This window comes from uncultured Sphingomonas sp., assembly GCF_964250165.1.
Classification (GTDB): domain Bacteria; phylum Pseudomonadota; class Alphaproteobacteria; order Sphingomonadales; family Sphingomonadaceae; genus Sphingomonas.
This window is the reverse complement of record NZ_CAXUEK010000003.1, coordinates 1-20,319: the sequence shown is the minus strand read 5'-3', so window position 1 is coordinate 20,319 and position 20,319 is coordinate 1. Positions and strand designations below refer to the sequence as shown.

19 protein-coding genes are annotated in these 20,319 nt (G+C 70.6%); 7 read left to right on the top strand and 12 right to left on the bottom strand.

Translation table 11 applies throughout. The features are described 5' to 3' along the window. Positions 1-20: 20 nt before the first annotated feature. From ACFE64_RS00985 to ACFE64_RS00975, 3 genes are all read right to left on the bottom strand, one after another. On the bottom strand, positions 21-1,622 hold the full coding sequence (locus ACFE64_RS00985; RefSeq protein ID WP_375390575.1) for a carboxyl transferase domain-containing protein: 1,602 nt from the start codon (positions 1,620-1,622) through the stop codon (positions 21-23). A 151-nt stretch (positions 1,623-1,773) separates the two neighbouring features. After that, complete coding sequence (locus ACFE64_RS00980; protein WP_375390574.1) at positions 1,774-2,955, bottom strand: acyl-CoA dehydrogenase family protein; 1,182 nt, start codon at positions 2,953-2,955, stop codon at positions 1,774-1,776. A 150-nt stretch (positions 2,956-3,105) separates the two neighbouring features. Then, positions 3,106-4,584 carry an amidohydrolase family protein gene (locus ACFE64_RS00975; RefSeq protein ID WP_375390573.1) on the bottom strand — a complete coding sequence of 493 codons (1,479 nt, stop codon included), beginning with the start codon at positions 4,582-4,584 and terminating at the stop codon, positions 3,106-3,108. Between the two features lie 107 nt (positions 4,585-4,691). On the opposite strand from ACFE64_RS00975, the gene acs reads away from it, so the two are divergent. Further along, positions 4,692-6,626 (top strand): acetate--CoA ligase, encoded by a 1,935-nt coding sequence (gene acs / locus ACFE64_RS00970; RefSeq protein ID WP_375390572.1) that lies wholly within the window; start codon positions 4,692-4,694, stop codon positions 6,624-6,626. Between the two features lie 120 nt (positions 6,627-6,746). On the opposite strand, the gene ACFE64_RS00965 is transcribed toward acs, so the two are convergent. Continuing rightward, positions 6,747-9,335 carry a M1 family metallopeptidase gene (locus tag ACFE64_RS00965; protein ID WP_375390571.1) on the bottom strand — a complete coding sequence of 863 codons (2,589 nt, stop codon included), beginning with the start codon at positions 9,333-9,335 and terminating at the stop codon, positions 6,747-6,749. Positions 9,336-9,435: 100 nt separating this feature from the next. Here ACFE64_RS00965 and ACFE64_RS00960 point away from each other — a divergent pair, with 100 nt between their 5' ends. Next, positions 9,436-10,395, top strand: coding sequence for an NAD(P)H-dependent flavin oxidoreductase (locus ACFE64_RS00960; RefSeq protein ID WP_375390570.1), 960 nt, complete (start codon positions 9,436-9,438; stop codon positions 10,393-10,395). Here ACFE64_RS00960 and ACFE64_RS00955 read toward each other — a convergent pair. Then, entirely contained in the window at positions 10,392-10,847 is a 456-nt protein-coding gene (locus ACFE64_RS00955; protein WP_375390627.1) for a DUF1465 family protein, read from the bottom strand. The genes ACFE64_RS00960 and ACFE64_RS00955 overlap by 4 nt on opposite strands. Positions 10,848-10,920: 73 nt before the next feature. After that, positions 10,921-11,118, bottom strand: a complete 198-nt coding sequence (locus ACFE64_RS00950) for a YdcH family protein (protein WP_375390569.1) — start codon at positions 11,116-11,118, stop codon at positions 10,921-10,923. A 212-nt stretch (positions 11,119-11,330) separates the two neighbouring features. Here ACFE64_RS00950 and ACFE64_RS00945 point away from each other — a divergent pair, with 212 nt between their 5' ends. Further along, positions 11,331-11,486 (top strand): DUF465 domain-containing protein, encoded by a 156-nt coding sequence (locus ACFE64_RS00945; RefSeq protein WP_375390568.1) that lies wholly within the window; start codon positions 11,331-11,333, stop codon positions 11,484-11,486. A gap of 6 nt (positions 11,487-11,492) precedes the next feature. Here ACFE64_RS00945 and ACFE64_RS00940 read toward each other — a convergent pair whose 3' ends face one another. From ACFE64_RS00940 to ACFE64_RS00920, 5 genes are all read right to left on the bottom strand, one after another. Next, positions 11,493-11,867, bottom strand: coding sequence for a PilZ domain-containing protein (locus ACFE64_RS00940; RefSeq protein WP_375390567.1), 375 nt, complete (start codon positions 11,865-11,867; stop codon positions 11,493-11,495). Between the two features lie 97 nt (positions 11,868-11,964). Continuing rightward, positions 11,965-12,426 (bottom strand): RNA polymerase-binding protein DksA, encoded by a 462-nt coding sequence (gene dksA / locus ACFE64_RS00935; RefSeq protein ID WP_375390566.1) that lies wholly within the window; start codon positions 12,424-12,426, stop codon positions 11,965-11,967. Positions 12,427-12,899: 473 nt separating this feature from the next. Next, a complete protein-coding gene (locus ACFE64_RS00930; protein ID WP_375390565.1) occupies positions 12,900-13,343 on the bottom strand; it encodes a hypothetical protein in 444 nt (147 codons plus the stop codon). 87 nt (positions 13,344-13,430) lie between these two features. Continuing rightward, entirely contained in the window at positions 13,431-13,673 is a 243-nt protein-coding gene (locus tag ACFE64_RS00925) for a hypothetical protein (protein ID WP_375390564.1), read from the bottom strand. Positions 13,674-13,804: 131 nt separating this feature from the next. Then, positions 13,805-14,260, bottom strand: a complete 456-nt coding sequence (locus ACFE64_RS00920) for a host attachment family protein (protein ID WP_375390563.1) — start codon at positions 14,258-14,260, stop codon at positions 13,805-13,807. A gap of 90 nt (positions 14,261-14,350) precedes the next feature. Between ACFE64_RS00920 and serS the strand changes: the two genes are divergently transcribed. From serS to ACFE64_RS00900, 4 genes are all read left to right on the top strand, one after another. After that, on the top strand, positions 14,351-15,631 hold the full coding sequence (gene serS / locus ACFE64_RS00915; RefSeq protein WP_375390562.1) for a serine--tRNA ligase: 1,281 nt from the start codon (positions 14,351-14,353) through the stop codon (positions 15,629-15,631). Between the two features lie 138 nt (positions 15,632-15,769). Next, positions 15,770-16,897, top strand: coding sequence for a peptidoglycan DD-metalloendopeptidase family protein (locus ACFE64_RS00910; RefSeq protein ID WP_375390561.1), 1,128 nt, complete (start codon positions 15,770-15,772; stop codon positions 16,895-16,897). A gap of 176 nt (positions 16,898-17,073) precedes the next feature. Then, on the top strand, positions 17,074-18,312 hold the full coding sequence (tyrS, locus tag ACFE64_RS00905) for a tyrosine--tRNA ligase (RefSeq protein WP_375390560.1): 1,239 nt from the start codon (positions 17,074-17,076) through the stop codon (positions 18,310-18,312). Between the two features lie 77 nt (positions 18,313-18,389). After that, entirely contained in the window at positions 18,390-18,704 is a 315-nt protein-coding gene (locus ACFE64_RS00900; protein WP_375390559.1) for a PilZ domain-containing protein, read from the top strand. Here the strand turns inward: ACFE64_RS00900 and recG are convergent. Further along, positions 18,701-20,319, bottom strand: a 1,619-nt coding sequence (gene recG / locus ACFE64_RS00895) for an ATP-dependent DNA helicase RecG (protein WP_375390558.1), incomplete at its 5' end; no start/stop codon positions are given. The genes ACFE64_RS00900 and recG overlap by 4 nt on opposite strands.

Sequence of the window (20,319 nt, the reverse complement as noted above, 5' to 3'; positions counted from 1 at the left end):
AACAAGCACGCCGTCCCCCCTCACATCCGGAACACCCCGAACTGGGGCCGGTCCGGGATCGGCGCCTCCAGCGTCGCCGCGAGGGCGAGGCCGAGGACGTCGCGGGTCTGGGCGGGGTCGATGATGCCGTCGTCCCACAGCCGCGCGGTGGCGTGCCACGGGTTGCCCTCGTCCTCGTAACGCTGGCGGATCGGGGCCTTGAAGGCTTCGGCCTGTTCGGGCGTCCAGCCATCCGCGTCGCGATGGACGGTGGCGAGCACGGACGCGGCCTGCTCGCCGCCCATCACGCTGATGCGGCTGTTCGGCCAGGTGAACAGGAAGCGCGGCGAAAACGCGCGACCGCACATGCCGTAATTGCCCGCGCCGAAGCTGCCGCCGATCAATATGGTGAGCTTGGGGACCGACGCGGTGGCGACGGCGGTGACGAGCTTCGCGCCATGTTTCGCAATCCCTTCCGCCTCATACCTGCCGCCCACCATGAAGCCGGAGATGTTCTGGAGGAACAATAGCGGCACCCGTCGCTGGCAGGCGAGCTCGATGAAATGTGCGCCCTTCACCGCGCTCTCCGAGAAGAGCACGCCGTTGTTGGCGAGGATCGCGACCGGCAGGCCCCAAATGTGCGTGAAGCCGCACACCAGCGATGCGCCATACAGGGCCTTGAACTCGTGGAACTCGGATGCGTCGACCAGCCGCGCGATCACCTCGTGGACGTCATAGGGCGCGCGGACGTCAGAGGGAACGATGCCGTAAAGCTCGTCCGCCGCGAACTTCGGCGGGCGCGGGTCGCGCCGGTTCACCTCGGCGCGCCGGGCGGGGCCGAGCGTGGAGACGATATCACGCACGATCGTCAGCGCGTGCTCGTCATTCTCGGCGACATGATCGACGACGCCGGACCGGCGGCCATGCGTCTCGGCGCCGCCCAGCTCCTCGGCGCTGATGACCTCGCCGGTCGCGGCCTTCACCAATGGCGGGCCGGCAAGGAAGATCGTGCCCTGGCCGCGCACGATCACCGTCTCGTCCGACATCGCGGGGACATAGGCGCCGCCCGCGGTGCAGCTGCCCATCACGCAGGCGATCTGGGCGATGCCCTGAGCGCTCATGGTCGCCTGGTTGAAGAAGATGCGCCCGAAATGGTCGCGGTCGGGGAAGACCTCGGCCTGGTGCGGCAGGTTGGCGCCGCCCGAATCGACGAGGTAGATGCAGGGCAGCCGGTTCGCCTCGGCGATCTCCTGCGCGCGCAGGTGTTTCTTGACGGTGAGCGGATAATAGGTGCCGCCCTTCACCGTCGCGTCGTTGCACACGATCATGCACTGCCGGCCCGAGACGCGGCCGATGCCCGTGATGAGCCCCGCGCCAGGCACCTCGCCGTTGTAGAAGTCGGCGGCGGCGAGCTGGCCGATCTCCAGGAAGGGCGAGCCGGGATCGAGCAGCCGCTCGACGCGGTCGCGCGGCAGCAGCTTGCCACGGCCGGTGTGGCGGGAGCGCGACGCTTCGGGGCCGCCGAGCGCGGCGCGCGCGACGTCGGCGCGGAGCCGGTCGGCCAGCGCGCGGTTGTGCGCGGCGTTGGCGCGGAACTGTTCGCTGTCGGGCGCCAGCCGGGTGTCGAGGACGGGCGCGGTCATGCCGATCCTCCCCGGGACGGAGAGAGGAGCCGCGCCCGCAGGGCGTCGTGGAGGAGGTTCCGACCGGAGGGATGCACCCGGTATTGGGGCCCCTCCACCATGCCGCTGCGCGTCATGGTCCCCCTCCCCGTCCCGGGAAGGATGTTCACCCTCACTGCGCCACCCGCTCGCTCGCGCCGATCAGCTCGCGCCCGATCAGCATCCGCCGGATCTCGTTCGTGCCCGCGCCGATATCGAGCAGCTTGGCGTCCCGCAGGAAGCGCTCGACCGGCCAGTCCTTCGTGTAGCCCGCGCCGCCCAGCGCCTGCACCGCCTCGCCGGCGACCCGGAAGGCGTTCTCGCTCGCCAGCAGGATCGCGCCCGCCGCATCGAACCGCGTGGTCCGCCCGGCGTCGCAGCTCCGCGCGACCGCATAGACATAGGCGCGCGCACTGTTCAGCGCGACATACATGTCGGCGACCTTGGCCTGCATCAGCTGGAAGGAGCCGATCGCCACGCCGAACTGCCTGCGCTCGCGAAGATAGGGCAGCACCGTGTCGAGGCAGGCCTGCATGATCCCGAGCTGGATGCCGGCAAGCACCGTACGCTCGTAATCGAGCCCGCTCATCAGCACGCCGACGCCGCCGTCGACGGGGCCCATCACCGCCGCGTCCGGCACCTCGCAGTCGGTGAAGACCAGCTCGGCGGTCGGCGAGCCGCGCATGCCCATCTTGTCGATCTTCTGCCCGATCGCGAAGCCGGGCATGTCCTTCTCGATCAGGAAGGTGGTGATCCCGCGGCTCGGCGGTCCGTCACTTGGCCCGGTCTTGGCGTAGACGACCAGCGTGTCGGCGTAAGCGGCGTTGGTGATCCAGAACTTGGTGCCGTTCAGCACATAGCCGCCCTGCACGCGCTGCGCCTTCAGCTTCATCGACACGACGTCGGAGCCGGCGCCGGCTTCGGACATGGCGAGGCTGCCGACATGCTCGCCGGAGATCAGCTTGGGCAGGTATTTGGCCTTCTGCTCCGGCGAGGCCCAGCGCGCGATCTGGTTGACGCACAGGTTGGAGTGCGCGCCGTAGGAAAGGCCGATCGAGGCCGATGCGCGGCCGACCTCCTCGCAGGCGACGACATGCTCCAGATAGCCGAGGCCGAGCCCGCCGTCCGTTTCCGCCACGGTGATGCCGTGCAGCCCGAGCTCGCCCATCGCCGGCCACAGCTCGTCGCGCGGGAACCAGTCCTCGGCGTCGATGCGGGTGGCGAGCGGCGCGATCCGGTCGGCGGCGAAGCGGCGGGTGGTGTCGCGGATCATGTCCGCCGTCTCGCCCAGCGCGAAATCGAAGTCGGGGCTCATGACCCACGCCTATAGCGCGGCGACGCAAAGGGAAAAGGGGCGCGCCGCTGCGAACCCGCGTCGCCGTGCGGGCGTCCGGTCACGACGGTAGACCCATGACGCACCCGCGCGGCAACCGACGTCCCGGCCTCCGCTCCCGTCGAGCGGCGATCAATATTCGCCGTAGCGCCCGCGTACCGACGCGATAAGCTTGGCGCTGTCATAGCCGAAACCGTCCTTGAAGGTGGTTTCGACCTGCTCGATGTCGGCGATGCGGCTGGCCGGATCGCCGTTGACCACGATCAGGTCGGCGTCCTTGCCGGGCGACACCGTGCCGATCCGGTCGGCGAGGCCGAGATAGGTGGCGCCGTTCAGCGTCGCGATCCGGATCGCCTCCACCGGCGTGAAGCCCGCCTCCACCAGCAGCTCGACCTCGCGCTGGTCGCCATAGCCCGGCACCACGCCGCCATTGCCGGTGGGATCGGGCCCCGCCAGCAGGAGGCCGCCGGCGGCGACGAACTGCCGCTCCAGCCCGAGATCGTTGCGATAGGCCTGCTCGAACTGGGCGTTCGGGTGGGTGGCGCGGCCGTTGCGCGCATAAAGATAGGCCTCGCGCGCCTCCGCCGTCATCGCCGCCATGACGCGCGGCTGCAGCGGCCCGTGCAACGACAGTTGCTGCTCGAACACCGGCAGGGTCGACGTCAGCGCCACATGGTGACGGATCAGGTCGGCGATCAGGGCGGCCGCCGCCGGGCTGCCCGGCGCCATCCCGGCCAGCGTCGGCGTGCCGGCCATGTCGGGGCAGCGGTCGGGCGTCTTGCCGGGATCGTCCTGCGTGTTGACGAAGAAGCCGTGCTCCAGGTCGTCGATGCCGAGCGCGGCCGCCTCCGGATAGGTGACCGAGCAGAGGTGCCCGGTAAGCTTTAGCCCGCGCCGATGCGCCTCGGCGATCGCGGCGCGCAGCTCGGCCCGGGTGATGTTCATATAGGCCTTGAACGAGGTCACGCCCTGATCCGCCCAGAAGGCGACGGTGCGACGCGCGTCGTCCGCGTCCTTGAGCTGGTGCATCTGGATGAACGGGCTGTCCGGTCCTTCCAGATAGGGGCCCGTCACGTCCATGTGCGGGCCGGGGATGCGGCCGGCGTCGATCTGCCGCTTGAGGTTGAGATCGGTATAGGGCTCGACGCTGCCCGTCGTGCGGAGCGTCGTCACGCCGGCGGCAAGGTAGAGCCGGGGCGAGGTGAAGGTCATCTGCGGCACGACCAGCGGCGGCTCGCTGTGACCCTGCGCATCCAGATCGGGCCGGCCGATATAATACATGTGATCGTGGAGGCCGACGAGCCCCGGCAGCACCGTGCGGCCGGTCAGATCCAGCACCTGCACGCCCGCGGGCACCGGCGCCGCAGCCGGCTGCACCGCGGCGATCCGCGCGCCGTCGAGCACCACCGTCATGTCGTCACGCGGCGGCGCGCCGGTCCCGTCGATCACTCGGACATGGGCCAGCGCGATCCGGCCGGCGGCCCTTGCAACATAGGGCTGCACCGCGCGGCTCGGTTCGACCGGCGGTGGCAGCACCGTCGCCGCGAACGGCGACGCCGCCGCGCCGACGCACCAGCACAGCGCCGAGAGGGAGACCAGAGCCCGCACCATCATCCGATCCCCCATCGCCGCCGGCCACCAGTCTCGCCCATCGCCGCACGAGGCTCAAGTGCGTCCGCCACCTTCAATGCCACGTCTCTTATGCTAGGCATCCCGCCATGAACGACGACATCTATCCCGTCCCGGCTGGCTGGGCCAAGACCGCCCGCGTCGACGAGGCCGAGTATCGCCGGCTGTACGAGGCCTCGGTCAGCAGCCCGGGGAGCTTCTGGCTCGATCAGGCGAAGCGGCTGCGCTGGGTACGCGAGCCGACGATCGCCGGCGACTGGTCATTCGCCGAGCAGGATTTCCACATCCAGTGGTTCGCCGACGGCGAGCTGAACGTCGCGGCGAACTGCCTCGATCGACACCTGGACGCGCGCGGCGACGCGGTCGCGCTGATCTGGGAGCCGGACGATCCCGCCGAGGCGCCGCGGCGCTACACCTACCGCCAGCTTCACGCCGAGACCTGCCGGTTCGCCAACATGCTCAAGGCCGAAGGCGTGGCGAAGGGCGATCGGGTGACGATCTACCTGCCGATGATCCCGGAGGCCGCGATCGCGATGCTGGCCTGCGCGCGGATCGGCGCGATCCACTCGGTGGTGTTCGGCGGCTTCTCGCCGGAGGCGCTGGCGGGGCGGATCGCCGATTGCGGGTCGAGGATCGTCGTCACCGCCGACGAGGGCCGGCGCGGCGGCAGGCGCGTGCCGCTCAAGGCCAATGTCGACGCCGCCGCCGCGCGCGCGCCGACGCTGGAGCGGGTGATCGTCGTCCGCGCGACCGGCACCGAGATGCCGATGGGGCCGCGCGACCGCTGGTATCACGAGGCGATCCGGGGCGTCGGGACCGATTGCCCGGCCGTCGCGATGGCGGCGGAGGACCCGCTGTTCATCCTCTACACCTCCGGCTCGACGGGGAAGCCGAAGGGCGTGCTGCACACGTCGGCGGGTTATCTGCTGTGGGCGAGCTACACGCACGAGCTCTGCTTCGACTATCGCCCCGGCCAGGTCTGGTGGTGTGCCGCCGATGTCGGCTGGGTGACGGGGCACAGCTACGTCGTCTACGGCCCGCTCGCGAACGGCGCGACGACGCTGATGTATGAGGGCCTACCCAACTGGCCCGACGCCAGCCGCATCTGGCAGGTCGTCGACCGGCATCAGGTCGAGGCGATCTTCACCGCCCCCACGGCGCTGCGCGCGTTGATGAAGGAGGGCGACGCGCCGGTGAAGGCGACGCGCCGGACGAGCCTGAAGCTGCTCGGCACGGTCGGCGAGCCGATCAATCCGGAGGCGTGGCGCTGGTATCACGACGTGATCGGCGAGGGCCGCTGCCCGATCATCGACACCTGGTGGCAGACCGAGACCGGCGGCGCGATGATCGCCCCCCTGCCCGGCGCGACCCCGCTCAAGCCGGGCTCGGCGACCAAGCCGGTGCCCGGCGTGCAGCCGCAGATCGTCGACGAGATCGGCACCGTGCTGGTCAAGGCGGCGGCGGGCAATCTCGTCGTCAGCCAGAGCTGGCCCGGCCAGATGCGCACCGTGTGGGGCGACCACGACCGCTTCTTCCAGACCTATTTCACCACCTATCCGGGCAAGTATTTCACCGGCGACGGCTGCCGGCGCGACGCGGACGGCTATTACTGGATCACCGGACGGGTGGACGACGTCATCAACGTCTCGGGCCATCGCCTCGGCACGGCGGAGGTGGAATCGGCACTGGTGCTCCACCCGCACGTGGCGGAGGCCGCGGTGGTCGGTATGCCGCACGACGTGAAGGGCCAGGGCATCTACGCCTATGTGACGCTGAACGCGGGCGTCACGGCCGATGAAGGGCTGCACACAGGCCTGCGCGACTGGGTGCGGCGCGAGATCGGGCCGATCGCGACGCCCGACGCGCTCCAGTTCGCCCCCGCGCTGCCCAAGACGCGCTCGGGCAAGATCATGCGGCGCATCCTGCGCAAGATCGCGGAGGGCGATGTGGCGAACCTGGGCGACACCTCGACGCTGGCGGACCCGGCGGTGGTGGACGATCTGGTGGCGAACCGGATCGCCTGACCGTCATGCCGGCCTAAGTGCCGGCATCCACCGTCGATCAGGCCAATCGCGCGAGCAGCGCCTGGTGCTGGGCAAGACCGACCATGGACCCCGGCACAAGGCCGGGGTGACGATTCCGGTTCACCCCGCCATCCCCAGCCATCGCGCCGTCGCCGGCCGCAGGCGATCGGCGGTCGCCTTGCGCACCGCGATCCCCGATAGCACGCGCTTGGCCGCGTCGCCCGATCCGGCCGGGAGATATCTGGCGGCATAGGCCTGGATCTTGCCGGGCATCGCCGGATCGTTGGAGCCGCCGCCCAGGCCCACGATGAATTGCGCCCTGGTGCTCTCCTCCAGCCAGCCTTCGACGGCCTCGTGGTGCGCCGCGGCCCAGTCGAACGCCAGATCAGGGTGCACGTTGGCGATCGCGCGCAGCAGCGACGCCTTTTGCGGCGGGGTGATCTGCTCGGTGAGCAGCAGGTCGAGCGCGCGGTGTGCCACCCCCTCGTCGCGGGCCGCGCCCAGCAGGCGCACGAACCCGTTGCGCGCGACCGGGCTCTTGTCGGCCTGCATGAGCGCGAGCAGCTGATCCCAATCGGCGGACGTGGCGTTGAAGGCGAAGATGGTCAGGACCGGCTGGCGGATCGCCGGCGGCACCGCCGTCGGATCGGTCCGCAACGCGCCGACATAGCGTCGCGCCAGCGCCACCACCTCGGGATCGCCGCTCGTGCCCGCGCTGCTGAACAGGGCCTCGCGCAGGTTGGTGACGAGCACCGGCTCGCCGGGCTGCGCCTCCAGGCCGATCCGGCGCAGTTCCGGCGCGATCAGCTGAACACGACGCGCGCGCAGCGGCGCCTCCAGGGGCGTTCCCAGGTTCAGCTGAAGCAACTCGCCCAGGCCCGCATTGAGCGAATCCCATTCGAGGGGGTTGGCGTCGGCATCGATGCGTCCAGCCAGCGCGAACCAGCGCGACAGGTCCTGATCGCCGCCCGCCGCCAGCGCGAAATCGTCGCCCAGCGTGCCGAGCCGGTCGTTCAGCGCCAGCCGCGGATAATCCTTCACGATCGCGGCGTGGCTCGCATCGTCGTAGAGCACGCGCGCATAGCTGCCCTTGCCCTGGTTGACGACCAGCGTCCCGCAGCCGCGGACGTGTATCGGCGTCGCCGCACCGGTGGCGATCACCGCCGCCGATCCGCCGTCGAGCGCGCCGACCGTCAACGGCACATGCCAGGTCTGCGGCGCCTTCGACGCCGCATCGAGCCCGAACCGGCCCTGCGCCAGTGACGCGCTGGTCGTGCCGGCGGCGCAGCGCACGCCGGACACGCTGACCAGCGGCACCCCGCCCTGCAGCGTGAAATCGTGCGCGATCCCCGCGACCGGCTTGCCCGCCGCCGCCGACAGCTCGGCCCAGAGCTGATCGGTGACGGTGTTCCCGTATTTATACTTCGCCATGTAGCGACGGATGCCGTCGCGGAACACGTCGGGGCCGAGCGTCGATTCGATCATGCCGATCACCGCCTGCCCCTTGGCATAGGTGATGCCGTCGAACGCCTGGCCGATCTGGTCCACCGTCTCGACATGGCGGATGATCGGGTGGGTCGCGGCCGTCGCGTCGATGCCGAGCGCCGCTTCGCGCGCGCCCGCGACATCAGCCGCATCGGCCAGCCAGGCGGGGTTGAGGTCGGCCGCGGTCTTGCCCTCCATCCAGGAGGCGAAGCCCTCGTTCAGCCACAGGTCGTCCCACCACGCCATGGTGACGAGATCGCCGAACCACTGGTGCGCCATCTCGTGCGCGACGACGGTGAAGATGCGCTGGCGCCCGCTCTCCGTCGTGCGCTTGGGATCGAACAGCAGCTCGTTCTCGAAATAGAAGATCGCGCCCCAATTCTCCATCGCGCCGAAGAACTGCGACGAGCCGGGGCCCGCGATCATGTCGAGCTTGGGCAGTGGATAGGGCTGGCCGAAATAGCTGTTGTAATAGGCGAGCAACCGTTTCGCCTGCGCCAGCGCATAATCGCCCTGATCGGCGACGCCGCGCCGCGTGATGACGCCGATCTCGGTCTTGCCGGCCATCACCGTCTTGCGTTCCAGGTCGCCCATGCCGAGAAACAGGAGGTAGCTCGACATCACCGGCGTCTCGCCGAAGCGGTACAGCTGGGTGCCGTCGCCGTTCTTCGTGATCGCTGCCGGGGGCATGTTGGAGAAGGCGAGCTGCCCCGCCGGCGCGATCGCGGCGAGGCGGAAGCGGGCCTTGAAGCTCGGCTCGTCCCACATCGGTGCGAAGCGGCGCGCGTCCGGCGCCTCGAACTGGGTGGCGATCATCCGGCTCGGCGACCCGTCGCCGTTGGTATAGTCGATCGCGAACATTCCGGCCGCGGAGCGGTTGATCGTGCCGGCATAGTCGAAATGGAGCAGGTGCCGGCCGGGCGCGGCGGCGGCGGGCAGCGCGACGCTGAGCTGCTGCGTCGCCTTGTCCTGCTTCACCGTCACCGGGCGGCCGTCCCACGTCGCGGCGGCGATGGTCAGGTCCGCGGCATTGAGCGTCAGCGTGCGCGTCGCCTCGCGCACGTCCACCGTCACCGTTTCCTGCCCCTTGAAGGTCAGTGCCCTGGCGTCCGGCGCGACCGCGATGTCGTACAGCACGGGCACGGCGTTGCGGGGCAGCTGCCCTTGCGCCAGCGCCGGACCGGAGGCGGCGGCGAGCAGCAGGACGGCGACGGCGATCTTCATGAACGGCTCCGATGTAGGTCAGTAGCGACGCCATAGCGCCGGGCGCGACCCAAGCAACGGCCGCTGGACAGCCGAGCCGGTTGCATGACAGAACCGGTTCATGTCGCTGCCCGCCCTCTTCGATCGCCTGGCGCTGCCGGTCATCGGCTCGCCCCTGTTCATCATCTCCGGCCCCGAACTGGTCATCGCCCAGTGCAAGGCCGGGATCGTCGGCTCATTCCCGGCGCTCAACGCCCGGCCGGCGACGCTGCTGGACGAATGGCTGCACCGGATCACGGAGGAGCTGGCGCAGCACAATCGCGATCACCCCGACGCGCCCGCCGCGCCGTTCGCGGTCAACCAGATCGTCCACAAGTCCAACGACCGGCTGGAGCAGGACATCTCCACCTGCGAAAAGTGGCAGGTGCCGATCACCATCACCTCGCTCGGCGCGCGCGAGGAGCTGAACCAGGCGGTGCATGGCTGGGGCGGAATCACGCTGCACGACGTCATTGACGATCGCTTCGCGCGCAAGGCGGTGGAGAAGGGCGCGGACGGGCTGATCGCCGTGGCGGCGGGCGCGGGCGGCCATGCCGGGCGGCTCTCTCCCTTCGCGCTGGTGCAGGAGGTCCGGCAATGGTTTGACGGGCCGCTGGCGCTGTCCGGCTCGATCGCGACGGGCGCCGCGGTGCTGGCGGCGCAGGCGATGGGGGCGGACCTCGCCTATATCGGCTCGCCCTTCATCGCGACGGAGGAGGCGAACGCCGATCCGCGCTACAAGCAGGGCATCGTCGACGGGCGTGCGAGCGACATCATTTATTCCAACCTCTTCACCGGCGTGCACGGCAACTACCTGCGCGGCTCGATCGAGGCGGCGGGGCTGGATCCCGACAACCTGCCGGAAGGTGACCTGAGCACGATGAACTTCGGCGGCAACCGCAGCCCCAAGGCGTGGAAGGATATCTGGGGCTCGGGCCAGGGGATCGGCGCGGTGGACCAGGTGGAGCCGGTCGGCATCCGGGTCGAGCGAATGCGGCGCGAATATGACGCCGCGCGCGGCCGGCTGCGCCTCGCCGCCTAGAAGGCGAGCGCGAGCCGCTGCTGGAGCGAGCGGACGGGGCTGTCCGACGCGCCCTCCTCCTGCGCCGAATCCAGACGCGCGACGCGGCGATACAGGTCGATGCTGCCGGCGATCAGCAGCCGCGCGCGGACCGGCAGCAGCGCCACCACTCCCTCGTCCGACCGCGGCGCGTCGCCGAGCCGGCGCGACGGATGCAGCGCGTCGCCCGGCCGAAGCTCGCCGGCGGTCACTGCGCGCTGGGTGAGCAGCCAGGCGATGACGTGCATGAGCCGCGTGGTCACCTTCAGCGATTCGCATGAGAAGCCGACCCGATCGAGCGGGCTTAGCGCCTCGCGCTCGGCCCGGCCGGCCTCGTCGAAATAGCTGCGCGCCTCGTCGGCGAGCAGCATCGCCTCGACGTGCAAGGACGCGACGAGCCGATGACGCAAGCGTGATTCGGTCAGGAAGACCATGCCGAACGATGCCATGCGCGCCCGTCACGAACCAGCGGCCGTGCCGGGGCGTGCGTCCCGCAATGGGAGCGGTTCAGGCGGTGATGTCGGGGATCAGCTGATCCTCCAGCATGGCGATCTCGTCCCTGAGCATCAGCTTGCGCTTCTTCAACCGGGCCAGCCGCAGCTGATCCGGAAGGGTCTGGCCGGCAAGGGCCGCGATCGCCGCGTCCAGATCGCGATGTTCCATCCGCGCGCTCCCCAGCCGGGCCCTGATCTGCGCCTCGTCCATCCGCCTCGCCCCCTGCTTCGGACCGACATAGCCGCGCGCATTGCCGGCGCAAACGGCTCCCGGAGCGGCGCGCCGACCGACCAGCGCCGGAGGCGCAAACGGGTCGTCGCAGGTCACCGCTCGGATCGTCGCTCCGGCGCGGTCCGGGGCGCGACTTTCCGGCGGCTCGATGGTTTATTCGGCTCCCTTGAGCGCATGAGGAGATCGCGACCATGGCGTCCACGCATCAGGCAGCCCTCCAGTCCAAGCACGCCGTGCTCGACCAGCGGATCGCGGCGGAGACCGCACGACCGATGCCGGACGACCTCGTGATCGCCGATCTGAAGAAGCAGAAGCTGAAGCTGAAGGAAGAGCTCTCCAGCCTGTAGTCGCGGTCAGCGGCGGCGCGGCGCCGGCTTGGTCTCCGGCCGCGCCGACACCGTCGCCGCGGCGGCCGCGATCGGCTTGCGCGCACGCGCGGGATCGATCGGGTGATCGAGCGCGATGCCCATGCGCCCGTGGGTTCGCCAGGCGACGACGCCGGTCATCTCGCCCAGCCCGCGCATCTCGAGCGTCACGGCGGCGCCGGGCTCGACCGCGCGATCCAGCTCGACCATCAGCCCGCCTTCCGACAGATTGCGCACGCGCACCTCGTGCTCGCCTTCCTGCCCTGCGACGTGCAGCCGGGCGGACATGAACAGGCTGTCGCGCTTGCGTGCACGCACGCCGCCGCCGGTGGCGGGCTCGCTGTCGCCCGTGTCCCTGTCCACGTGCCCGCCGCCGTCCTTCACCTGCTTACGCGCTCCACGCTGGCCCGAACGACGGCATAGGCGGCGAAGGCTTAGCGAAACGCTAAGGACGCGCGCCTCAGTCCTCGCGCGAGACGCGCTCGTGCCGCTCATGCCGCTCCTGCGCCTCCACGGTCATGGTCGCGATCGGGCGCGCCTCCAGCCGGCCGAGGCTGATCGGCTCACCCGTCGCCTCGCAATAACCATATTCGCCCTCGTCGATCCGGCGCAGCGCCGCGTCGATCTTGCTGATCAGCTTGCGTTGCCGATCGCGGGTGCGCAGCTCGATCGACCAGTCGGTCTCGCTCGACGCGCGGTCGGTGAGGTCCGCCTCGCGGAGCGGCTCGACCTGCAGGTGGCTGAGCGTGTCCAGCGCCTCGCGCAGGATCGCGTCTTTCCAGCGCAGCAGCTTGTCGCGGAAATAGGCCTGCTGCCGAAGGCTCATGAACGGCTCGTCGGGCGACGGGCGGTAGCCCGGCCCGGCGTCGTTCGCCGCGATGAGGTCGGTGTCGGAATGCACACGCTGCAACACAGTCGCCATGGCCGCTCTCCCCACGACCCGCGATGACCCCTGCCGGCACCATCGAGCCGTCCCTATGCCCAAGCGGGCTATAATCTGGAGCAAGACCGGGGACAAGCGACCGACGGCGCGGCCGCGAGGATGCCGACGATCTGTCACACGCCTGCATCATTCGTGATTTGGTCAAGATCAGGCGGGCCGGATTGTGCCACGGCGGCACGTTAACTACGCTGTCAGCGCCGGCGCGATCAGTATCGCGCGCGTCCTCCGACTATTCGTGGTTAACCGCATTGCGCTTAATGCTTTATTTCGCACTCTGCCTCTAGCCGCCGCCAGCGGCAACGGCGTGGATGGGGGCAGCGGTCCGCGCCACGATGAGGACGAGACGGTATGTCGGTGCGAATGGCCTTGGCCAAATTATGCGCCTGCGCCTGCGGGGGCGCGCTGATCGGTGGCGGCGCCGTCCATGTGGCGGAGCACCGGCGCGCCGTGCATCACCGAGTCGTCCGCCGGGTGACCCAGGTCGCGCAGGTCCGCCCCAAGCGGCGAATCATCACCACGACGACCTCGTCCTGCCCGCCCGCGGTGGTGACTATCGCTGGCACGGCGGTGCCGATCCCGCCCGCGCCGACGGCGGTGGTAAGCGGCGGTGGCATCGTGCCGGGGGTGATCGGCGGCGGCGGCTTCTTCGGGGGTGGCGGCGGTGGCTTTTTCGGCGGTGGGTTCGGCGGCGGCGGCGGCGGATCGAGCGGCAGCATCGTCGTGTCCTCGACCTCCAGCAGTTCGGGCGGGAACGTCTCCAGTTCGTCGTCGGGCAACGTCTCCGGCTCCAGCTCGACCGGCGGCGCGGCGGTCGACATCAACAATGCGAACACGAGCAGCAACGACAACAGCGCGAACAACTCGTCGGCCAACAACGCGACCAGCACCAGCACCAACACCAACACCAATTCGAACCAGCAAGCGCAGGCTCAAAACCAGAACCAGAACCAGAACCAGAACCAGAACCAGAACGGCAGCTCCGGCTACGGCTCCTCCAGCCAGGGCTGGTCGTCGACGGGCGGATGGTCATCCAACGGGTCGTCCAGCACCGGCTCCACCGGGGGATCGAGCAGCGGCTCCAGCAGCTCGTCGGGCTCGTCGTCGGGCTCGTCGTCGTCCAGCTCGGGCGGGAGCAGCGGATCGAGCGGCGGCCCGCCGACGCCGGTGCCCGCGCCGCCGATGGTGCTGCTGTTCGGGGCGGCGGCCGCGGCGATCGTCGCACGCAAGCGGTTCAGCAGGCCAGCGCTCGCCTGAACAGGTTCGAGCGCCGGTACGGGTCCGCCGTTCGGGGGAGCGGCGGGCCCGTTTTGGCCTGTCTTTCGACTTTACCGCCCGGCCGTCTTTGCCGAGTAGCGACTCAGGCCGCCTTCAGCGCCGCCTCGATCTGCGCCACCGTGTGCCCGGTCAGGTCCTTGGCGAGCTCGCCAGCCAGCCGATCCTCGACTTCGCGGTGATAATGCTTGCGCAGCTCGCCGAGCGTCTTGGGTGGCGCGACGATGATCAGGTGCTCGTATTCGTGCGCCAGCGCCTTGGCCTTCAGCATCGCGGCCGCTTCGGCGGCGAAGCGGTCCTCCTCCAGCTGGTGGAAGTCGGTCGGCTCGACCGAGCTGCCCGTCCGCTCGTTGCCGCCCCCGGCACTGGTGGATGAGGCGCGGCCGGCGGCGTCGGTCGCCTGATCGCGCGTGGCCGGATTGGGGTGCTCCTCCGCCGTCTCGACGGTCAGGTTCGGATAGGCGGCGTCGCCCTCGTTGCGCAGGAACAGCAGCTTGCGGCCGTCGGCGACGAGCACGACGGCGTTGGGGGCGAGTTCCATGGGCATGCTCCTCGATCGTTATCCCGGTCCAACGCCCCGTCGGCGGCGCGGGTTGCGCGCGGCGGGGGCCGCCGCCATAGCCCGCCCGCCATGCACGACATCCGTCTCGTCCGCGACGATCCCGCCGGTTTCGACGCCGCGCTTGCCCGGCGCGGGGTGGCGCCCCAGGCGGCAGCGCTTCTCCAGCTCGACGAACACCGGCGGGCGACGATCGCCGAGGCGCAGGCCGCGCAAGCGCAGCGCAACGAACTGTCGCGCGCGATCGGCCAGGCCAAGGCGGCGAAGGACGATGCGAGGGCAGACGTGCTGATGCGCGACGTCGCCGCGCTGAAGGAGCGGCTGCCCGCGCTGGAAGGCGAGGAGCAGCGGCTCGGCGCGGCGCTGGACGATGCGCTGGCCGCGATCCCCAACCTGCCCCTCGCCGACGTGCCGGGCGGCGCGGACGAGGACGGCAATGTCCTGGAGCACGAGCGCGGCCGCAAGCCGGCGTTTGCCTTCGCGGTCCGCGAGCACGACGCGATCGGCCCGGCGCTGGGGCTCGATTTCGAGACCGGCGTCGCCATCGCCGGCGCGCGGTTCACGCTGGTGCGAGGGGCTGCCGCCCGGCTGGCGCGTGCGCTCGGCCAGTTCGGGCTGGACGTGCTCACCCGCGAGCACGGCTATGAGGAGGTCGTGCCGCCGCTGCTCGTCCGGCGCGAGGCGGTGTTCGGCGTCGGCCAGCTGCCGAAGTTCGAGGAAGACCTCTTCAAGACCACCGACGGGCGCTACCTGATCTCGACCTCCGAGGTCAGCCTGACCAACATCGTGCGCGAGAAGATCCTGAGCGCCGACGAGCTGCCGCTGCGCTTCACCGCACTGACGCCCTGCTTCCGCTCGGAGGCGGGCGCGGCGGGGCGCGACACGCGCGGGTTCATCCGCCAGCACCAGTTCGACAAGGCGGAGATGGTCTCGATCGTCGCGCCCGACCGGTCCGAGGCCGAGCATGAGCGGATGACCGCCGCGGCGGAGGGCGTGCTGACCCGGCTGGAGCTGCCGTTCCGCCGCATGAAGCTGTGCACCGGCGACATGGGCTTCTCGGCGGCGCGCACCTATGATCTGGAGGTCTGGCTGCCCGGCCAGGACCGCTACCGCGAAATTTCGAGCTGCTCGACCTGCACCGATTTCCAGGCGCGGCGCATGAACGCGCGCTATCGGCCGGCGGGCGAGAAGGGCACGCGCTTCGTCCACACGCTCAACGGCTCGGGGCTGGTGGTCGGCCGTATGCTCGTCGCGATCCTGGAGAACTACCAGCAGGAGGACGGCGGCGTGGCGGTGCCCTCGGTGCTGCAGCCCTATCTGGGCGGGCTCAACCGGCTGGAGCCGAAGGGCTGATCCTCACCCCCGTCAGCCCGGCCGCAGTGCCGGGGTCCACTGTTGGCCAGGTCCGACGGAGCAGATACAGCCCGACGTTCAGGAGCGGGCAAAGGTGGATGCCGGCACAAGGCCGGCATGACGGCCGGGAGGTTCGGGATGCAACGGAGTCTGGCGATCCTGGCGGCGATGGGCCTCGCCGGCTGCATACCGCACGTCGATCGCCCGTATGACGGCGCAGGTCCCGCGCCTCGACCTCAGCACGACCCTGCCGCCGCCGAGCCGTATCCGGACGCACCACCCGCCGAGCGGCCCTATCCCGAGCAGGACGGGCCATCCCGACGAAATGACGCCCAAGTCGCCGCCCTGCCCGCTCCTCGCCCCTCGTGGGAATCGCGACCGGTCGCGGCCGATGCGACAGTCGTGCCGTCGCAGACCTATGTCGTCCGTCCGGGCGATACGCTCGGCCATGTCGCCAACGTCACCGGAGCCGGCGCGGAGACGATCGCGGGCGCCAACGGCCTCGCGCCGCCCTTCGCGCTGCGGCCGGGCCGGCGGCTGACCATCCCCGGCGGCCGCTACCATCTCGTTCAGCCCGGCCAGAGCGGCATCGCCATCGCCCGCGCCTATGGCGTGCCGTGGAGCCGCGTCGTCGAGGCGAACGGCCTGGCCGAGCCGTTCCTGCTGCGCGCCGGCCAGCGCGTGCTGATCCCGGACCTCACGCCCGCGCAACCGGGGCTGAGCACCGCCGCGCAGCGCGCCGCGGCGTTCCGGCTCGACATCGACGACATCCTGACCGGCGGCGAGCCGGCGCTGGCCGTCGACGCCGCGCCCGTGCGCGCGGCGAACGGTGCCGGGCGGGTGCTGCCCGCGACCGCGGTGATCGCCCCGCCCGCCCGGCTAGCCGGCGGCGGCTTCGCGTGGCCGGTGACGGGGCGCCTCCTCGCCCGCTTCGGTCCCGGCGAGAGCGGCGAGCGGCAGAACGGCGTCAACATCGCCGCCCCGCTCGGCACCCCCGTGCGGGCGACCGCGGACGGCGTCGTTGCCTATGTCGGCACCGGCATCCAGTCGCTGGGCGGGCTCGTCATCGTCAAGCATGGCAGCGCCTGGACCAGCGTCTACGGCTATGCCGCCAAGCTGCTTGTCCAGCGCGGCCAGGCGGTGAAGAAGGGCCAGACGCTGGCGCTGTCCGGTGCGACCGGCGATGCCCAGCGCCCGGCGGTCCATTTCGAGCTGCGCCGCGGTCGCACGCCGATCGACCCGCAGGCGCAATTGCCGCCGCTCTAGCCTCCGTCTAGCCCCCGCCCGCTTGCGGGAGGGACGACCCTTGCTCCCCTCCCGCTTGCGGGAGGGGCGACCCTTGCTCCCCTCCCGCTTGCGGGAGGGGCTGGGGGAGGGCATGTCAGGCGACACACACCCCCTCCCCCGACCCCTCCCGCATGCGGGAGGGGAGAGCGAGTAGCATGACATACCACTCCGACCTGCTCCGCCTGCTCGACGAGCGCGGCTATATCCATCAGCTCACTGATGCCGCCGGGCTGGACGCGCTGGCGGCGCGACAGGTGGTGCCGGGCTATGTCGGCTTCGACGCGACCGCGCCGTCGCTCCATGTCGGCAACCTGGTCTCGATCATGCTGCTCCGCCGCCTGCAGCAGGCGGGGCACAAGCCGATCGTGGTGATGGGCGGCGGCACCAGCAAGGTCGGCGATCCGAGCTTCAAGGACGAGGCGCGCCAGCTGCTGTCGGCGGAGACGATCGGCACCAACATCGCCAACATCCGCCGCATCTTCGAGCGCTTCCTGCGCTTCGGCCCGGAAGGAGAAGAGGGAGGCCCGAGCGACGCGATCCTGGTCGACAATGCCGAGTGGCTCGACCGGCTGGACTATCTGCCCTTCCTGCGCGACATCGGCCGGCACTTCTCGATCAACCGGATGCTCGGTTTCGACTCGGTCAAGCTGCGGCTCGACCGCGCGCAGTCGCTGTCGTTCCTCGAGTTCAACTACATGATCCTCCAGGGCTACGACTTCCTGGAGCTGTCGCGCCGCCATGGCTGCCGGCTGCAGATGGGTGGTTCGGATCAATGGGGCAACATCGTCAACGGGATCGACCTCGCGCGGCGCGCCGACGGGACGGAGCTGTTCGCGGTGACGACGCCGCTCATCACCAACGCCGACGGCTCTAAGATGGGCAAGACGGTGGCAGGCGCGGTGTGGCTGCACGAGGATCAGCTGCCGCATTACGACTATTGGCAGTTCTGGCGGAACACGGACGATCGCGATGTCGGCAAGCGGCTGCGCGTGTTCACCGACCTGCCGCTGGACGAGATCGCCCGGCTGGAGGCGCTGCCCGGCGCGGAGATCAACGAGGCCAAGATCGCGCTCGCCGATGCGGCCACCGCCATGTGTCGGGGCGCGGCCGCGGCCGTCAGCGCCGCCGAGACGGCGCGCCGCACGTTCGACGAGGGCGCGGCAGGCGACGCGCTGCCCAGCGTGACCGTCAGCGGCGAGATCGGCGTGGTCGACGCGCTGGTCGCGCTCGGCTTCGCCAAGTCCAGGGGCGAGGCGCGGCGGCTGATCGCGGGCGGCGGCGCGCGGGTCGGCGGCGAGAAGGTCGGCGACGAGGCCGCCACCGTCACCGTCAGCGGCGCGCCGCTGCGCATCTCCGCCGGCAAGAAGCTCCACGGGCTGCTTTTGCCGGCGTAATCTTTCGCTAACCATGTCCGTTCGCGCGCGCTTCAACTCTCGCCGCCATGCCTGGATCGAAGCAGGAGCGACGGTCGGTGGCGAGCAGCGCGTTGCCTTGGATGATGGACGAACGGGTCGAGCCGCGCGACGCCGTGCATCACCGCGCCCGCGCCGTCCACCCGGACGGCCGACTGCTGCCGCTGCTCATCGTCAACACCTCCCAGAGCGGCCTGATGGCCCGCTGCGACGCGGCCTGCGAGCCGGGCGATCGGCTGCGCGTCGACCTGCCGCAGATCGGCAGCGTGGTGGCGGAGGTCCGCTGGTCGCTGGGCGGGCGGCTCGGCTGCAAGCTGGATCGCGCGCTGGGGCTCGCGGAATACTACACCCTGCTGAGCGCGCTCCGGCGTTAGCCCGACCGCAGCATCTGCACGCCCGCATCCCGATCGAACAGATAGAGCGCGATCCGTGCCGCGGCGCCGCGCGGACCCTCCAGCCCGCCGTCGCGGTCGATCAGCAGGCGGGCGTCGTCCTGCGCGCACGCCATCAGCTCGGCAAGCTGGTCGGGCGGGGCGAGGCGAAAGCTCATCTCGCCCGACTGGCGCGTGCCCAGCCATTCGCCGCCACCACGCAAGCGCAGATCCTCCTCGGCGATCCGGAAGCCGTCGGTCGTCTCGCGTATCAATGCCAGGCGCGCGCGCGAGGTCTCGCTGAGCGCCGACCCGCGCAGCAGCAGGCATACCGAGCGGCCCTCGCCGCGTCCCACCCGCCCGCGCAGCTGGTGCAGTTGGGCCAGCCCGAACCGGTCGGCATGCTCGATCACGATCAGCCGCGCGTTGGGCACGTCGACGCCGACCTCGATCACCGTGGTCGCGACCAGCACGCCGAGGCGGCCGCCGGCGAACGCGGCCATGACCGCATCCTTCTCCGGCGGCTTCATGCGGCCGTGGACCAGACCCACCCGGTCCCCGAACCGCCGCCGCAACGCCGCCGCGCGCGCCTCGGCGGCGGCGAGATCGCTCCGCTCGCTCTCCTCGACCAGCGGGCACACCCAATAGGCCTGGCCCCCCTGATCTCCATGGCCGTCGGCAAGGTGCCGGCCGAGCGCGTCGACCACCTCGTCCAGCCGGTCCTCCGACACGACGCGAGTCTCGATCGGCTGGCGGCCGGGCGGCATCTCGTCGAGGCGGCTGACGTCCATCTCGCCATATTGCGCGAGCGTCAGCGTGCGCGGGATCGGCGTCGCGGTCATCGCCAGCAGGTGCGGGCTGCGCCCCTTCGCCTGCAGCAGCAGCCGCTCGGCGACGCCGAACCGGTGCTGCTCGTCCACCACCACCAGCGCCAGATCGCGATAGCCCACCGTCTCCTGAAAGATGGCGTGCGTGCCGACCAGGATGTGGACCGAGCCGTCCGCCAGCCCCATCAGCGTCGCCTCGCGGCCCGCGCCCTTGTCCCGCCCGGTCAGCGCAGCGACCTCGACGCCCAAGCCGGCGAACAGGCGGCGCAGCGATTCGTAATGCTGGCGCGCCAGGATCTCGGTCGGCGCGAGCAGGCTCGCCTGCGCGCCGGCCTCGGCGGCGATCAGCATGGCGTGCAGCGCGACCAGGGTCTTGCCCGATCCAACGTCGCCCTGCAGCAGGCGCAGCATCCTTATCGGCTGGCGCAGATCGTCCGCGATGGCGGCGGCGGCCTGCTGCTGCGATACCGTCAGCGCGTAGGGCAGCGCGTCAATGATCTTCCGGCGCAGATGTCCATCGCCGGCGTTGCGGTCGCCGGCCGGGCGGCGCAGTTGCGCGCGCACCAGAGCCAAAGCGAGCTGGCCGGCGAGCAGCTCGTCGAAGGCGAGGCGAGACCAAAATGGACCATCCGGCAGAATGTCCGTCATCTCGACGGGCATGTGGACGCGGTTCAGCGCCTCGGCCAGCGGCGGAAAGTGGCCGCGGCGCAGAACGTCGGGGCTGATCCACTCCGGCAGCCGCGGCAATTTCTGCAGCGCCTGCGCCATCGCGCGGAGCAACGCGCCCAGCG

Bases quoted from the DNA above. Each gene is read 5' to 3' on its own strand.
- acs (WP_375390572.1), top strand. From the start codon at position 4,692: ATGAACGACGACATCTATCCCGTCCCGGCTGGCTGGGCCAAGACCGCC.
- ACFE64_RS00975 (WP_375390573.1), bottom strand. From the start codon at position 4,584: ATGGTGCGGGCTCTGGTCTCCCTCTCGGCGCTGTGCTGGTGCGTCGGC.
- dksA (WP_375390566.1), bottom strand. From the start codon at position 12,426: ATGGCGACTGTGTTGCAGCGTGTGCATTCCGACACCGACCTCATCGCG.
- ACFE64_RS00980 (WP_375390574.1), bottom strand. From the start codon at position 2,955: ATGAGCCCCGACTTCGATTTCGCGCTGGGCGAGACGGCGGACATGATC.
- ACFE64_RS00960 (WP_375390570.1), top strand. From the start codon at position 9,436: ATGTCGCTGCCCGCCCTCTTCGATCGCCTGGCGCTGCCGGTCATCGGC.
- tyrS (WP_375390560.1), top strand. From the start codon at position 17,074: ATGACATACCACTCCGACCTGCTCCGCCTGCTCGACGAGCGCGGCTAT.
- ACFE64_RS00950 (WP_375390569.1), bottom strand. From the start codon at position 11,118: ATGGACGAGGCGCAGATCAGGGCCCGGCTGGGGAGCGCGCGGATGGAA.
- ACFE64_RS00985 (WP_375390575.1), bottom strand. From the start codon at position 1,622: ATGACCGCGCCCGTCCTCGACACCCGGCTGGCGCCCGACAGCGAACAG.
- ACFE64_RS00955 (WP_375390627.1), bottom strand. From the start codon at position 10,847: ATGGTCTTCCTGACCGAATCACGCTTGCGTCATCGGCTCGTCGCGTCC.
- ACFE64_RS00965 (WP_375390571.1), bottom strand. From the start codon at position 9,335: ATGAAGATCGCCGTCGCCGTCCTGCTGCTCGCCGCCGCCTCCGGTCCG.
- ACFE64_RS00945 (WP_375390568.1), top strand. From the start codon at position 11,331: ATGGCGTCCACGCATCAGGCAGCCCTCCAGTCCAAGCACGCCGTGCTC.
- ACFE64_RS00920 (WP_375390563.1), bottom strand. From the start codon at position 14,260: ATGGAACTCGCCCCCAACGCCGTCGTGCTCGTCGCCGACGGCCGCAAG.
- ACFE64_RS00910 (WP_375390561.1), top strand. From the start codon at position 15,770: ATGCAACGGAGTCTGGCGATCCTGGCGGCGATGGGCCTCGCCGGCTGC.
- serS (WP_375390562.1), top strand. From the start codon at position 14,351: ATGCACGACATCCGTCTCGTCCGCGACGATCCCGCCGGTTTCGACGCC.